Source organism: Blautia sp. MB18-30, assembly GCF_023669475.1.
Lineage (GTDB): Bacteria > Bacillota > Clostridia > Lachnospirales > Lachnospiraceae > Blautia_A > Blautia_A fusiformis.
Window position 1 is genome coordinate 63,110 of the sequence record NZ_JAMOYY010000005.1, and the last position, 15,229, is coordinate 78,338.

9 protein-coding genes and 4 tRNA genes are annotated in these 15,229 nt (G+C 47.1%); 1 reads left to right on the forward strand and 12 read right to left on the reverse strand.

Annotated features, from left to right (window positions below; translation table 11 throughout):
- Window positions 1-74 precede the first annotated feature (74 nt).
- From NCY57_RS03655 to NCY57_RS03705, 11 genes are all read right to left on the reverse strand, one after another.
- The gene (locus NCY57_RS03655; protein ID WP_021650789.1) at window positions 75-449 is read right to left on the reverse strand and encodes a PqqD family protein; all 375 of its coding nucleotides are present in this window, start codon (window positions 447-449) and stop codon (window positions 75-77) included.
- Window positions 449-2,347, reverse strand: coding sequence for an OPT family oligopeptide transporter (locus NCY57_RS03660; RefSeq protein WP_044961039.1), 1,899 nt, complete (start codon window positions 2,345-2,347; stop codon window positions 449-451). Before NCY57_RS03660 ends, NCY57_RS03655 begins: the two co-directional genes overlap by 1 nt.
- A gap of 218 nt (window positions 2,348-2,565) precedes the next feature.
- Window positions 2,566-4,365, reverse strand: coding sequence for a nitric oxide reductase activation protein (locus NCY57_RS03665; RefSeq protein ID WP_192926459.1), 1,800 nt, complete (start codon window positions 4,363-4,365; stop codon window positions 2,566-2,568).
- Window positions 4,358-5,275 carry an AAA family ATPase gene (locus tag NCY57_RS03670; RefSeq protein ID WP_015526964.1) on the reverse strand — a complete coding sequence of 306 codons (918 nt, stop codon included), beginning with the start codon at window positions 5,273-5,275 and terminating at the stop codon, window positions 4,358-4,360. Before NCY57_RS03670 ends, NCY57_RS03665 begins: the two co-directional genes overlap by 8 nt.
- Window positions 5,276-5,478: 203 nt before the next feature.
- Window positions 5,479-7,596, reverse strand: a complete 2,118-nt coding sequence (locus tag NCY57_RS03675; protein WP_250789494.1) for a glutamine synthetase III family protein — start codon at window positions 7,594-7,596, stop codon at window positions 5,479-5,481.
- Between the two features lie 143 nt (window positions 7,597-7,739).
- The gene (locus NCY57_RS03680) at window positions 7,740-8,654 is read right to left on the reverse strand and encodes a diacylglycerol/lipid kinase family protein (RefSeq protein WP_250789495.1); all 915 of its coding nucleotides are present in this window, start codon (window positions 8,652-8,654) and stop codon (window positions 7,740-7,742) included.
- A 179-nt stretch (window positions 8,655-8,833) separates the two neighbouring features.
- A tRNA-Met gene (locus NCY57_RS03685) sits at window positions 8,834-8,907 on the reverse strand.
- A 16-nt stretch (window positions 8,908-8,923) separates the two neighbouring features.
- Window positions 8,924-8,996 (reverse strand) — tRNA-Val (locus NCY57_RS03690).
- A gap of 7 nt (window positions 8,997-9,003) precedes the next feature.
- Window positions 9,004-9,077 (reverse strand) — tRNA-Met (locus NCY57_RS03695).
- 16 nt (window positions 9,078-9,093) lie between these two features.
- Window positions 9,094-9,166 (reverse strand) — tRNA-Val (locus NCY57_RS03700).
- A 193-nt stretch (window positions 9,167-9,359) separates the two neighbouring features.
- The gene (locus NCY57_RS03705; RefSeq protein WP_250789496.1) at window positions 9,360-13,115 is read right to left on the reverse strand and encodes a phosphoribosylformylglycinamidine synthase; all 3,756 of its coding nucleotides are present in this window, start codon (window positions 13,113-13,115) and stop codon (window positions 9,360-9,362) included.
- A gap of 154 nt (window positions 13,116-13,269) precedes the next feature.
- Between NCY57_RS03705 and NCY57_RS03710 the strand changes: the two genes are divergently transcribed.
- Window positions 13,270-14,148 carry a LysR family transcriptional regulator gene (locus NCY57_RS03710; protein WP_021650784.1) on the forward strand — a complete coding sequence of 293 codons (879 nt, stop codon included), beginning with the start codon at window positions 13,270-13,272 and terminating at the stop codon, window positions 14,146-14,148.
- A 168-nt stretch (window positions 14,149-14,316) separates the two neighbouring features.
- Here NCY57_RS03710 and NCY57_RS03715 read toward each other — a convergent pair whose 3' ends face one another.
- On the reverse strand, window positions 14,317-15,153 hold the full coding sequence (locus tag NCY57_RS03715; protein WP_015526958.1) for an Mrp/NBP35 family ATP-binding protein: 837 nt from the start codon (window positions 15,151-15,153) through the stop codon (window positions 14,317-14,319).
- Between the last annotated feature and the right edge of the window lie 76 nt (window positions 15,154-15,229).

Below are 15,229 nucleotides of genomic sequence, written 5' to 3' on the forward strand. Positions count from 1 at the left end.
TCAGTTTCCCGCACTGACGTGTCATAAAAAGAACGGGACCGTACACTATTCTGCGTCCGTTCCCGTTCTCCATGCTATTTTTCTGTCTTTTTATTTATAAAATGAACAAATTCATAGCTTTCCATTATCTGAAAGTATTTTACGATTCTCGGATAAAGCGGTTCTGCCTTATCTCCGAAATGCTCTTTCACCAGCAGGGCAAGCTCCTGCACGGTTTTGGCTCCATCGATCTCAGGCCAGATAAAAGTTCCCATTTCATCAAGATGAACCTTGGAAAACCTTGGCTTGCCAAAAACCTTCTGCGCGATGGTATTGAACATACCCTTATTCTCTATCTCAAGAATGATCCGCTGCTTCAGGTCCCGGTGCCACCGGATCGACTGGTTTGTTTCCGGGATCAGATCAAGATAGTTGATATCCTGTTTCTTATCCTTTTTGTTTTTTCTCATCAGGCTTTCTTCTTTCTCCAGATAGAGAATTTAAGCAGTGACAGGATCATGATGATCATCAGCACAACGCCGCCGATATTTCCAAGGTTTACAACGCCGGACATATCAAGGCTGATACCGACAACTGCAAAGATCGCAAGAAGAATTCCAACAAGACCCTCGCCGGCGATCATACCAGCACAGTACAGGGTACCATCTGTGGACTGAGCTGTCTTGGTTTTTTCGTCAACACCTTTTCTGCTGTCAAGTAATCCACGAACGATACCACCGATCATGATGGTTGCGTTCAGGTAGATTGGAAGGTAAAGACCGATTGCGAAAGGCATTACCGGGATACGGAGGATCTCAAGGCAGATTGCAAGGAATACACCTACAAATACAAGTCCCCATGGAAGGTTTCCGCCCATGATTCCCTCAACGATCATCTTCATAAGCTGAGCCTGTGGCGCAGGGATCTCTGCTGTACCGTAGCCCCATGCTGCATCCAGAAGATACAGAACACCGCCGATAGCAAGACCGGAAACAACAACACCGAGCATCTCGCCCATCTGCTGCTTCTTAGGTGTAGCACCGAGAAGGTATCCTGTCTTAAGGTCCTGAGAGGTATCACCGGCGATCGCTGCGATGATACAGATAACAGAACCAACAGCGATCGCTGCTGTCATTCCGTCGATACCTGTTTTACCGGAGCTCTTGATCGCAAATGTAGCAATCAGAAGAGTAGCGATAGCCATACCGGAAACCGGGTTGTTGGAGCTTCCTACAAGACCTACCATACGGGAAGATACTGTTGCAAAGAAGAATCCAAAAACTACGATGATACATGCACCAAGAAGAGTTACCGGGATTGCCGGAACGATCCAGATGATAAATACCATTGCTATAACACCGAGAAGGATGAACTGCATCGGAAGATCCTGTGCGGTTCTCTCTGTGCTTGTGTTCTTGCTTCCCTTCATGCTCTTCATGGAGTCACGGAAGGTTGTAACGATCAGCGGCAGGGATTTGATCAGGGAAATGATACCACCTGTTGCGATAGCACCTGCGCCGATATATTTAACATAAGTAGACCAGATTGCTGATGCTCCGCCGTTTGCGTAAAGCTGGGCAATGGTCGTTCCCTCTGCTGCCGGATACATCCATGTATCAGGTCCGAACAGGCAGATCAGCGGAATGATGACCATCCAGCCGATAAGAGAACCGGTAAACATGTAGGATGCGATCTTCGGTCCTACGATATAACCAACACCGAGAAGTGCCGGATAAACCTCCATACCGATCTCACCTTTGAAGGATTTAAATGCTGCAGAAACATCTGCCGGAAGAAGCTTCAGTCCATCAACAACAAATTTGAAGACAGCTGCAAGTCCCATACCGGAGAATACTGTGGAAGCATTTGCTCCGCCTTCCTCACCGGCAAGAAGAACGTCTGCGCAGGCAGTTCCTTCCGGATAGAGAAGAGTTGCATGCTCTTTAACAATGAGGGCATTACGAAGGGGTACCATGAAAAGTACACCAAGGATACCACCGCAAAGTGCGATCAGAGTGATCTCAACGATGCCTGGTTTGCTTGTAAGTCCTTCCTCTGCCCAGAGGAACAGTGCAGGCATGGTGAAGATAGCACCTGCTGCAAGAGACTCACCGGCTGAACCGATAGTCTGGACCATATTGCTCTCCAGAATGGAGTTTCTGCGAAGAATCACGCGGATAACACCCATGGAGATAACTGCCGCCGGAATGGAAGCAGATACTGTCATACCAACACGAAGACCAAGGTAAGCATTGGCTGCGCCGAAGATGACAGCAAGAATACATCCCATGATCACAGATGTAACTGTGAGCTCCGGAGTGATTTTCTCCGCAGGAATGTAAGGTTTGAACTCTGTGTTTTTGTTCATATTTCCTCTCCCTTTATCTAGTAAATTAGTAACGTTATATAGTATAGCAAATTTCGCAGTATTTTGCAAGAAATTATATCTGAGATATTATATATTATTTACAATTTTCTGTATAATTATAAGCAAATAATTGGTCACTATGCAGCTTTTATGCTAACATAGTGACCTTATTCCTTACAATTGAATATTATACATTTAAAATAAAATACTTTTTTTTTTCAGTTGTCCGTTTCCAGCTGTTTTGTCAGATATCGCCCTACGATCTTTGAGAAATTTCCGATATCCCGGATATAGGCAAAATCCTTTCCAAAAATCTTCTTTTCCGCCGGAAGATCCTTCTCTTCACCTGCAAATACCCCCAGAACACTGACGCCCTGGCTCCGAAGACGCCGCACCTCTGTTGCAGTATCTGAAATGGCATATTTTCCCTGATAAGGGGCCGGATTTTTTGCATTGGGGCGGTTTATGATCACATCGTAGGGGCGTCCGTCACTTAAGATGATCAGGATCTTTTTTTCCTCTTCCCTCTGCAAAAGACTATATCCCGCTGCTTTTATGGCAAGCCCGTCCCGATTATTGGAGGAAGTCACATAATTGAAAATATCCTCATCCGCCGAAACCGGATCATCATATTCCCGGAACCTGTGCAGGATCGTATGATCCCAGAATGTGCAGTAGCTCATAACCCGATGAGGGATGTCCACATTGCTCAGGGCAGAGCTGATCATATAAGCCTGCAGTGCCACATCTCCCTGTCGACTCATCTGTGAACCACTGGCATCGATCAGTATATCCACCACAAAATCCGTATTGTCTCCACGAAGAATCCTTTTGAAAAGATTTGCCTCACCGCTTCTGCCTATACGCCACAGCCTGGAAGGAACGATAGTTCCCCGGTCTGATAGGACTTCCTGGTTTTCACTTCGGATCACCAGTGCTTTTTTCAGGAGTTCAGTCAATATGGCAATATTTCGTTTTGCAATTCTGTGCTTGTCATGATAGATCCATATGTTCTTATTACGCAGACGCTTTGCATACTGGTACTGATAATTATCACGAACCGGATTTTTCAGGATTCCTTCTGTAAAATACAGGCTGCAGTCTCCGTGTATTCCTCGGCACATAAGATGGTTCATTCTTTTTTCTTCCGCAGGTGTGAGATAGGTTTTTCCAAAATTCAGTTCCACATAGGTATGAGCTTTCTGAAGAGCTTCCTCTGAAATCACCGTGATCTTGTTTTTCACCTTACGTTTTTCTTCCATATCCTGTGTCAGCGAGGAATCTTCAATATCTGTCATCCGGTCTGTGAGCTTTTCCACATAATTTTCCAGAGCTTCCTCATACATCTCTTCATTAAGGTAGTCTTCCCAGCCAAATTCCGTCAGTTCTTCCAGCGTCACCGCCATTACCCGTTCAAGGGAACCGTTTTTCTTCTCAAAGTCCGGATCGATGACCGCATTATAGAGGCTGTCGATGATCCGAATCAGTTCCATGGTGTCTCTGCTTTCTGCGCAGGCATAAATCTGATCCCGGAATGCAGACAGTTTTTTCTCCAGAGGCTGTACGCTTCCTGTAAGTACATCACGGAATACTGCAATTTTCAGCCTGTCTAACAACTTATCGTAGGAAGGCAGGGTTTCATATTCCTGATCCAGGATATCTTCCAGAGCTTTTTTTCTCATGCGGCGAACCCCGGGGCGCTCTTCACAGATCCGCTCTCCCACTGCCGCTTCGATACAGAGCTGTGTCAGCCCGGTCAGCTCCGTCTCAGAGGCATCCAGATAGATTTTTTTTACAAGATAAAGGCCAAGCAGATTTTTGTCAAAATATCTGGCAAAAGCCCCCTGTTTGATCCCATCGTAAAGAGCGATCTCTTTTGAGCGGAGAAACAGCGATACATCCGGCTTCACATCCAGTGTATAGTCGCCGCTTACCGTCCAGAGGAGATTACGGATCCGGTTTTCCAGCTCCATCTTGTAATCTTCTATAGAAAGTTCTTCTGTCAGATCTTTATGCATAGACATCGTCCTTTGTCCACTCTTCCGGGATCCTTGTACGGACTACATCGTCCACGATCTCCTTTTCAAAAATATCGAAGGTTTTGTTCACCACTCCCATCTGCACTGCTGCCAGGGGAGAAAGTCCTGCACGAACGATCTTCATGGCAGCCAGAAGGCCTCGAAGATCCAGCGCTTTTGTGGAGATCTCACTGTTTACGGATTTCTTCTGAAGATCCATAAATACACCGATAAACTGTTCCACTGCCTTTTCCTTTGCCTCCGGGAACATTTTGCGAAAAATAAATCCCAGGGTTTCTTCTGTCTGCGCTGGCATATCGATCACCAGGAAACGAGAAACCAGAGCTTCGTTCAGCTCCTTTGTTCCTGCATATCCGTAGTTCATGGTTCCGATAAAACGTGCCGCAGGATGAAGGTCGATCCGGTCATAGCCCGGAACATCAATGGAGCGGCGATAGTCCAGAGTTGCATGAAGGACAGAGACCGCATCGTTCTTTGCCATATTGATCTCATCCAGAATACCGAAGCCACCATACTCGGCACACTGATAGATGCTGCCCTTTCGGAGGCAGACTTCATTGTTTACAAAGGTATCCGTTCCGATCAGGTCTCCGCTGTTTGTATTGACATGGAAAGATACATTATAAACCGGGCGGCCAAAAGCATATGCCAGATTTTCTGCCAGGATATTTTTTCCCGTGGCCTTTGGGCCTGCAAGAAGAAGATTTTCTCCTTCCAGAAGTCCTGCAATGGCCATTTCCAGGATTTCTTTTCCGTAGAACGGTATGGACGGTCTGGTAACTCTGGCTGCAGCCCCCTCGTCAACGTTATAATTTTTTCGAAACTCCTCGATGCCGTGGATCAGGCTTTCGGAAACGTTCTGTTCTTTTAAAAATTCTAATTCTATCATATATACTTACTCCTGAATCTGATTGAATGCCGCAGATATCCTCATCCGCAGTTATTATATGATCCTATGACGGATAACCGCTTACAGATTTTTTCTCCGCCAGGTAAAAAACGGGACAGATCTTACATCTGTCCCGTCATTTGATTTCAAAGATGCCGCTGCACCCAGGGAACATCTCTTATTTCCTGATTTTATTTAACCGATCATACCTCAAAGATCAGATCACCGTAGGATGGCATCGGCCACATATCTTTATCTACGATCATCTCAAGCTCGTCTACAGGTTTTCTTAAAGCCTGCATTGCCGGTACCACGCTCTCTCTGAAGAATACAGCACGGTCACGTCCCTCTTCATGGGATTCCGACTCAGCGATCAGTCCGGAAAGCTTATCCATAGCTGTCTTGGTCTCAGCAAGAAGTGCGGAGGTTTTTTCCAGAAGACTTGTCTGTACACTGACATCAAGCGCTGCGCTCACTGCCTTCACAGAATTGATGGACTCTGCAAGAACCGTTGTATAACGGATCACTGCCGGGATGATCTGCTTAGTAGCTACATCCACCATGGTCTTGGCCTCAATGTTGATAGCCTTTGCATAGCCTTCATACTGGATCTCTGCTCTGGACTCAAGCTCTGCTCTTGTAAATACATTAAAGGATTCAAAAAGCTTCACAGCTTTATCTGTAGTCAGCGCAGGAATGGCATCTACCATGGACGGAAGGATCGGAAGTCCACGTCTCTTTGCCTCTGCCTCCCACTCCGGTGCATATCCGTTTCCGTTGAATACAATACGCTGATGCTGGATCGCATACTCCTTGATCAGGTCATGTACTGCAGTATCAAAATCGTCTGCTGCTTCCAGACGGTCGCATGCATCGCGGAATACTTCTGCTGCAATCGTGTTCAGAACTACGTTGCACTCGGAAATGGAATCACGGGAACCAACCATACGGAACTCAAATTTGTTTCCTGTGAACGCAAATGGTGATGTTCTGTTTCGGTCTGTAGCATCCTTCATGAAATCCGGAAGTGTCTTAACACCGGTATCCAGGATCTCGCCGGTCTTACTGTGTGTGGCGGTACCTGTGCTGATCAGCTGCTCCAGAACATCCTGAAGCTGCTCTCCAAGGAATACGGAGATAACTGCCGGCGGTGCCTCGTTTCCTCCGAGACGTTCATCGTTTCCAACGTCTGCTGCAGACTCTCTCAGAAGATCTGCATGCTCATCAACGGCTTTTAGGATACAGGTGAGAACAAGAAGGAACTGGATATTCTCATGAGGAGTTTTTCCCGGCTCAAGAAGGTTGATCCCGTCATCCGTTGTCAGGGACCAGTTGTTGTGCTTACCGGAACCGTTAACTCCTGCAAACGGTTTCTCATGAAGCAGGCAGCGCATACCATGGCGGCTTGCAACTTTTTTGAGGATACGCATCATGATCTGGTTGTGATCTGCTGCAATATTTACCGGTGCGTAGATCGGTGCCAGCTCATGCTGTGCAGGTGCAACCTCATTGTGCTGTGTCTTTGCTGTTACGCCCAGCTTCCAGCACTCCTCGTTGACTTCCTTCATGTATGCGGAGATTCTCTGACGGATGGTTCCGAAATAATGGTCATCCATCTCCTGTCCTTTCGGAGGCATGGCACCGAAAAGTGTTCTTCCTGTGTAGATCAGGTCTTTTCTCTGGAGCCATTTCTGTTTGTCAACCAGGAAATATTCCTGCTCAGCTCCAACGGAAGGCGTTACTTTTTTAGAAGTTGTATTTCCGAAAAGGCGGAGAAGTCGAAGTGCCTGTGTATTAATTGCTTCCATGGAACGAAGAAGCGGTGTTTTCTGGTCAAGCGCCTCTCCTGTGTAGGAGCAGAATGCTGTGGGGATACATAAGATCCCGCCGGCTGCGTCATGACGTACAAAGGCAGGTGATGTGCAATCCCATGTTGTATAGCCTCTTGCCTCGAATGTTGCACGAAGTCCTCCGGATGGAAACGAGGATGCATCCGGTTCCCCCTTGATCAGCTCCTTGCCAGAAAAGCTTAAGAGTACCTTTCCGTCCTCTCTTGGCGCTGTGACAAATGCGTCATGTTTCTCGGCAGTAACACCTGTCAGCGGCTGAAACCAGTGACAATAATGAGTAGCACCTTTCTCAATAGCCCATTCCTTCATCTCATGTGCAACCACATCAGCGATCTCCATGGACAGCTCCTTACCCTCTTCTATTGTCTTTTTCAGTTCGCGGTATACCTTCTTCGGCAAACGGTCCTGCATAACAGAATCGTTAAATACATCGCAGCCAAAGATTTCCTTTACGTTGATATAATCTCCCATTTCTTCCTCCTTTTCGTTCCTGTATATCCAGTCTTTCTTATGAGGAAAGACATTTTCACCTCTGTATGATCACCTTGTCTTCGGATACTCGGATCATTCTTCGCTCTTCTGGGTAATCTCCTTGATCTCCTGCATTTTCTGGTTCAGCCGGCTTTTTTTCTGTTCTTACTGCTGGTAAGATAAAGGTTCATGGCCTCATGAAGATTATCGATTTCCACATGGGTCTGATCTCCACCGAACTCTCCATCCAGCGTCCACGGAACAGCCTCCTCTGACTCTATCACAACATGCGCAGACTTAAAAGAATAAATCAGATCTGTATTATCCTCTGCAGTAAGAAGCGCAGTCATGATCTCCTGAAGCTCCAGCGGATTCTTCGGATTGGTGATCAGTGTCACCTCAAACAGTCCGTCATTCATATCCACGTTTTTTCCGGTAAGATTCTTAAATCCGCCTACAGATCTGGAATTGCTGATCATACCGTAGATAAAATCATTCTCCACAGTCAGCTCATCGGAGGTTACCTTCAGATGATAGGATTTCACCTCAAAAAGCTGCTTCATCCCTTCCAGCACATAGGCAACATGTCCCAGGATATTTTTCAGATCCTGGTCTGTCTCATAGGAAACATTGGTAAACAGTCCAAACGCAGCCACATAGGCAAATGTCTGGTTATTAAATTTACCGATGTCACAGTGATAGATCTGCTCCTCCATGATCATGGATGCAGCTGCAGTCATACTCTTCGGCATAAACAGACTGTTGGCAAAATCATTGGTGCTTCCTGCAGGGATATACCCGATCGGTGTCTGGCTGCCCACTTCCACGATTCCGGTAACCACCTCATCCAGTGTACCGTCACCTCCACTGCAGGCGATCAGATCTACCTGATCTGCATATTCCTTCACCTGTTCATAAGCATCCTTCGGTCCCTGCGTGGCACGGATGATCACTTCGTACCCACCTTTATTAAAGATATCCACAATGTCCAGCAGATGCATCTTGATTCTTCCTTTTCCTGCTTTGGGGTTGAAAACAAAAAGCATTCTTTTTTTCATTATACAATCCTCATTTCCCGAAATGATTCGTTCTGTCTATTCTTTTACTATGATAAAAAAAACGATGTAAAATGTCAATCTTAACTTTTCACATCTGGTCTTACCACAGGCAGCCGGGATTTTATAACAAAAAAAGTCCGAAAACCCAATAAAATTGAATCTTCAGACCTTTTGTTAAATAGCGAGAGGGGGATTCGAACCCTCGACACCACGGGTATGAACCGTGTGCTCTAGCCAACTGAGCTATCTCGCCATATTCTTTTGTAACATGGGACCTATAGGGCTCGAACCTATGACCCTCTGCTTGTAAGGCAGATGCTCTCCCAGCTGAGCTAAGATCCCATATAAATAGCGAGAGGGGGATTCGAACCCTCGACACCACGGGTATGAACCGTGTGCTCTAGCCAACTGAGCTATCTCGCCATATCTTTTTGTAACATGGGACCTATAGGGCTCGAACCTATGACCCTCTGCTTGTAAGGCAGATGCTCTCCCAGCTGAGCTAAGATCCCATAACAGTTGTTCGTCTTAGGAACTCTTCCGTTCCGCAACTCGCTTTGCTATTATATAATGGTTTGTGACTTGTGTCAACAGTTTTTTTCACTTTTTTGTATTTTTTAAAAAATATATGCTTTTTTGTATTTTTACAGTGGCAGGGAGGTCTGAAATCCCCTGCCACTGCATGCAGCTCACGTAACCCTGGTATTATCTAAAGTACTCAACACCAGATTCGAAAATCTTGATATCCTGCTCTCCGTAGATATTGACAGCCACGCCTGCGTCACGACGCTCACTGTGTGCCATCTTTCCGAGAACACGTCCATCCGGGCTTGTGATACCCTCGATGTTCATATAAGAGCCGTTTACGTTAAACTCACCCTCATATCCGGTCTCATCTACCGGTACATACTCTGTTGCGATCTGTCCATTTTCCTTGAGTTTCTTCAGCCACTCATCGTTTGCGACAAAACGTCCCTCACCATGAGAAGCCGGATTACAGTATACACCGCCAAGCTGTGCTTTCTGAAGCCATGGAGACTTGTTGCTGACAACCTTGGTGTAAACCATCTTGGATACGTGGCGTCCGATGGTGTTGTAGGTCAGTGTCGGAGAATCCTCTTTCTGTCCGCAGATCTCACCGTACGGTACCAATCCCAGTTTGATCAGTGCCTGGAATCCGTTGCAGATACCAAGAGCAAGACCGTCACGCTCATTGAGGAGCTTCATAACTGCCTCCTTGATCTTCTCGTTCTGGAACGCGGTAGCAAAGAATTTCGCGGATCCGTCCGGCTCATCTCCGGCTGAGAAGCCGCCCGGGAACATGATCATCTGTGCCTGATCGATGGCTTTCTCAAAGAGCTCTACAGAATCATGGATATCTTCTGCTGTAAGGTTCTTGAATACCTTTACGTCTACCTCAGCGCCTGCTCTCTCAAATGCACGGGTGCTGTCATACTCGCAGTTTGTTCCAGGGAATACCGGAATAAATACACGCGGTTTTGCAACCTTATGTTTGCATACATAGATGCTGTCTGCTTTGTAAAGGGAACCGTCATCTGCCTTGACGTCCTCGGTTCCTGCTGCTGTTTTAAATACATTCTCCAGAGTTCCTTCCCATGTGGAAAGCGCCTCTTTCAGAGTGATCTCTGTATCACCGTAGGTGAACTTCGCATTATCCGTAACCTCACCGATCACAGTATAGGTAATAGCAAGCTCACCGACTTTTCCATCCGGAACCTCACAGATGATATCGCCGAATGCCGGAGCAAAGAAATCTCTTGGATCAAGGTTATGCTCGATCTTTACACCCATGCCGTTACCAAAGGCCATCTTGCTGACTGCAGCAGCGATTCCATGACGGTCAAGTGCATATGCGGAGATCACACGGCCTGCCTGGATATCCTGGTGTAATTTATCATACTGCTCCATAAGAGCCGGGTAATCCGGAAGATCATAGGAATCCTTCGGTGCACGGAGCCATACCAGCTTGCTTCCTGCTTTTTTGAGCTCCGGTGTGATCACATCTTTTACCTTTGCAACATCCACTGCGAAGGACACCAGTGTCGGAGGAACATCAATGTCATTGAAGGTTCCGGACATACTGTCCTTACCGCCGATGGAAGGAAGGCCGAATCCGATCTGTGCCGCATAAGCACCAAGCAGTGCGGAGAACGGCTGGCTCCATCTCTTAGGATCTTCTGTCATACGACGGAAGTATTCCTGGAAGGTGAAACGGATCTTCTTATAGTCACCACCGGTTGCAACGATCTTGGCAACAGACTCGGTTACTGCGTAGGTAGCTCCATGATACGGACTCCATGAGGAAAGGTATGGATCAAAGCCGTAGCTCATCATGGTAACAGTCTCTGTTTTTCCGTTCTGTACCGGAACCTTTGCAACCATGGACTGTGTCTCTGTCAGCTGATATTTGCCACCGTGAGGCATAAATACACTGCCTGCGCCGATGGAGCCGTCAAACATCTCCACAAGACCCTTCTGTGAGCATACATTCAGGTCAGCAAGAGTATCCATCCATTTTTTCTTTACATCTGTTACATCCGGACGTTCCTCGAAAAGATTTCCGTCCTTTGACGGGATCTCAACCTCAACGGAGGTCTCCTGATGTGCACCGTTGGTATCCAGGAATGCACGGGAGATATTTACGATTTCTTTTCCTCTCCAGTTAAGGACAAGGCGTGGCTCCTCCGTTACAACTGCAACCGGAATTGCCTCGAGATTCTCTTCATTTGCAAATTTCAGGAAAGTATCCACATCTTTCGGGTCAACTACAACAGCCATACGCTCCTGAGACTCAGAGATGGCAATCTCAGTACCGTCAAGACCTGCGTATTTTTTCGGAACCTTGTCGAGGTCGATCTGAAGTCCCGGTGCCAGCTCGCCGATGGCAACGGAAACACCGCCTGCGCCAAAGTCGTTACATTTCTTGATGATATGACTGACTTCCTCTCTGCGGAACATCCTCTGGATCTTACGCTCGGTAGGCGCGTTACCTTTCTGCACCTCAGCGCCGCAGACCTCGATGGAAGCCTCTGTGTGGACCTTGGAGGAACCGGTTGCACCGCCGATACCGTCACGACCGGTACGTCCGCCAAGAAGGATGATGATATCTCCAGGATCGGAATTTTCACGGATGACCGCACGTCTCGGAGCCGCACCCATAACCGCACCGATCTCCATACGTTTTGCAACGTAGTCCGGATGATAGATTTCTTTTACAGCACCGGTTGCAAGACCGATCTGGTTTCCGTAGGAACTGTAGCCGTGGGCTGCGCTGCGGACAAGCTTCTTCTGCGGAAGTTTACCCTTCAGAGTTTCCTTTACGGATACGGTAGGATCTGCTGCACCTGTCACACGCATTGCCTGATATACATAGGTACGTCCGGAAAGCGGATCACGGATGGCTCCGCCAAGGCAGGTTGCCGCACCACCAAAAGGCTCGATCTCCGTCGGATGGTTGTGTGTCTCGTTCTTGAAGTTGATCAGCCACTCTTCTTCTTTCCCGTCCACGTCCACCGGTACCACGATACTGCAGGCATTGATCTCATCAGATTCTTCCTGGTCTGCAAGCTTGCCTTCTGCTTTCAGTTTCTTCATTGCCATAAGTGCAAGATCCATCAGGCAGACAAACTTATCATCACGGCCCTTGTACATATCCTTATGGGCATCCAGATATTCTTTGTATGTTTTTTCAATAGGAGTCTTATAATCACCTTCGTCAAACTTCACGCTGGTAAGCTCTGTGGAGAAAGTAGTATGACGGCAATGATCAGACCAATAGGTATCCAGAACACGGATCTCTGTCATGGAAGGATCGCGTTTCTCTTCATTTCTGAAATAATTCTGGATATGCTGGAAGTCCTTAAATGTCATGGCGAGGTTCAGAGAAGCGTACAGCTCCTTCAGATCAGCCTCAGCCATATCCTTGAATCCGTCAAAAATCTTCACATCCTCAGGATCCGGGAATACTGTTACCAGTGTTTCCGGCTTCTCAAGACCTGTCTCACGGGAATCCACAGGGTTGATGCAGTGATGTTTGATTGCCTCAAACTCTGCATCTGTAACGGTTCCTTCGATTACATAAGTAGTTGCTGAACGGATGATCGGTGCTGCATTCTCATCCAGGAACTGTACACACTGCACTGCAGAATCGGCTCTCTGGTCAAACTGTCCGGGAAGGAATTCTACGGAAAATACACGTGTGCCCTCTGCCACATCAAATTTTTCAAGATACAGATCATCTACCGGCGGCTCTGCAAATACGGTCTTGCAGGCTTTCTCAAATACTTCATCGGAGATATTCTCCACGTCATAACGGATCAGCTCACGGACTGCTGTCACAGTGCTGATACCAAGATAATGTTTGATCTCATGTTTCAGTTCCTTTGCTTTTACTGCAAAGGCAGGTTTCTTTTCTACATACACACGTCTTACGTTGCTCATAGAAGGCTCCTTTCTCTATATCCGATAATAAGGATGGTAAACGTGCAGAAAGCATTTCAGTCTTTCTTTTCTGCTGAAAATATAGTATCATAGGAAATATCATTAGTAAAATTAATATATCTTATATCATTTATAAGCGGAGGATTTTTCACATATGGATATCAATCTTGAACTTTACAAAGTGTTTTATTATGTGGCCACGACGCTGAGCTTTTCGGAGGCTTCCAGACAGCTTTTTATCTCACAGTCTGCAGTAAGCCAGGCCGTCAAAAACCTTGAAAAAAAGCTGGGCCATACTCTGTTTGTGCGCAGTACCAAACGGGTCATCCTGACTCCGGAGGGAGAGCTTCTTCTCCAGCATGTAAAGCCGGCCCTTTCCATGCTAAACGAGGGAGAGGCTGTCCTTTCCGGAGAAGGAAATCTTACCGGTCAGCTGCGGATCGGTGCCAGCGATACTCTGTGCCGCTATTTTCTCATCCCCTATCTCCGCCGTTTCCACAAGGATCATCCGGAGGTACGGATCAAGATCATCAACAGTACCTCCATCGGATGTGCGGAGCTTCTGGAAAACGGCCAGGCTGAGCTGATCGTCACCAACTATCCGAATTCCCGGCTTTCAGCCCACACCAAGCTTCAGACTGTGCTGGAATTCCGGGATATCTTCGTGGCAAATCCGGACTATTTCACCATGGGCAAATCGCCTCTTTCCATGGAAAATCTTCTGGATTATCCCATCCTGATGCTCGCTCCAAAGAGTACCACCAGCGAATATCTTCATCAGGTGTTTGCAGCCCAGGGACTGAAGCTGCTGCCTGAGGTTGAACTGAACAGCAACGATCTGCTGATCGATCTTGCAGAGATCGGACTTGGTATTGCCTGTATCCCGGATTATATGCTCCGCAACCGTCCGGGTCTGGAACCTGTCCATCTGAAAACACCTCTGCCCGCAAGAAGTGCCGTGATCGCTCATCATGAGGCACTGCAGCTTTCCCAGGCTGCCCAGTGCTTTCTTAAATATTTTTCCCAGATCTGATACGATCAAGTTCCTGCCGCTTACTGCTTTTCGCGATCGAAGCAGGATACTTCCCTGATTCAGTAAAAAAAGCCACCGGAATCTGCCATAAGGTTATTACGATCCTTATGTACTCAATTCCGGTGGTCTTTTCTGTTATTGATATCGGTCAGATATTATTCTTATTACTTACGCTTCAGCCTTCGGCATCACGTCTGCTGCCGCAGTGATATACTCATTCTCGATCTTACTGAACAGACCGCTGTCTGCAAGCTCTGCAAGCTTCACGTCAATCGGCATCTTGCCCAGGACCGGAACCTTCAGTTCTGCAGCGATCTCATCGATATGGCTCTCGCCAAAGACCTTGATCTCTTTTCCGCAGTCCGGACATTTCACATAGCTATAGTTCTCCACGATTCCAAGGACCGGAACCTTCATCATATCAGCCATGTTATAGGCCTTCTTGACGATCATGCGGACCAGATCCTGCGGAGAAGTAACGATCACGACACCCTCGATCGGCAGGGACTGGAATACTGTCAGCGGAACATCTCCGGTTCCTGGCGGCATATCTACAAAGAGATAATCCAATTCACCCCAGATCACATCACTCCAGAACTGTTTTACCATATTTGCAAGGACCGGACCTCTCCAGATCACCGGTGTCTCCTCATCCGGGAGAAGAAGGTTTACAGACATAACCTCGATTCCGTTTGCAGTTGGCATCGGATAGATCCCATTGTCACTGCCCTGTGCATTGCCCTTGATGCCATACATCTTCGGGATGGACGGACCGGTGATATCAGCATCCATAATGCCCACTTTATATCCCTTGGAAGCCATCAGGTTTGCCAGGGAGCCTGTTACGAATGATTTACCCACGCCTCCCTTTCCGCTGACAACTCCGATCACATGTTTTACGTCAGAAAAAACGTTTGGTTCTGCCATGAGGCTCTGGGGCTGTTTCTGTCCGCAGCCTTCACAGCTTGATTTGTTGCAGGATGTATTGCTACACTCTTTTGCCATAATAGATTCCTCTCATTCTTTGTATTTACACAGACAGAACTGGCTCTCTGTCCGTGCATTTTTCTCATTCATGAGC

What these genes read in the sequence shown, in the direction of transcription:
- NCY57_RS03715 (WP_015526958.1), bottom strand. Translation starts at nt 15,153, where the DNA reads ATGGCAAAAGAGTGTAGCAATACATCCTGCAACAAATCAAGCTGTGAA.
- NCY57_RS03705 (WP_250789496.1), bottom strand. Translation starts at nt 13,115, where the DNA reads ATGAGCAACGTAAGACGTGTGTATGTAGAAAAGAAACCTGCCTTTGCA.
- NCY57_RS03710 (WP_021650784.1), top strand. Translation starts at nt 13,270, where the DNA reads ATGGATATCAATCTTGAACTTTACAAAGTGTTTTATTATGTGGCCACG.
- NCY57_RS03660 (WP_044961039.1), bottom strand. Translation starts at nt 2,347, where the DNA reads ATGAACAAAAACACAGAGTTCAAACCTTACATTCCTGCGGAGAAAATC.
- NCY57_RS03670 (WP_015526964.1), bottom strand. Translation starts at nt 5,275, where the DNA reads ATGATAGAATTAGAATTTTTAAAAGAACAGAACGTTTCCGAAAGCCTG.
- NCY57_RS03675 (WP_250789494.1), bottom strand. Translation starts at nt 7,596, where the DNA reads ATGGGAGATTATATCAACGTAAAGGAAATCTTTGGCTGCGATGTATTT.
- NCY57_RS03680 (WP_250789495.1), bottom strand. Translation starts at nt 8,654, where the DNA reads ATGAAAAAAAGAATGCTTTTTGTTTTCAACCCCAAAGCAGGAAAAGGA.
- NCY57_RS03655 (WP_021650789.1), bottom strand. Translation starts at nt 449, where the DNA reads ATGAGAAAAAACAAAAAGGATAAGAAACAGGATATCAACTATCTTGAT.
- NCY57_RS03665 (WP_192926459.1), bottom strand. Translation starts at nt 4,365, where the DNA reads ATGCATAAAGATCTGACAGAAGAACTTTCTATAGAAGATTACAAGATG.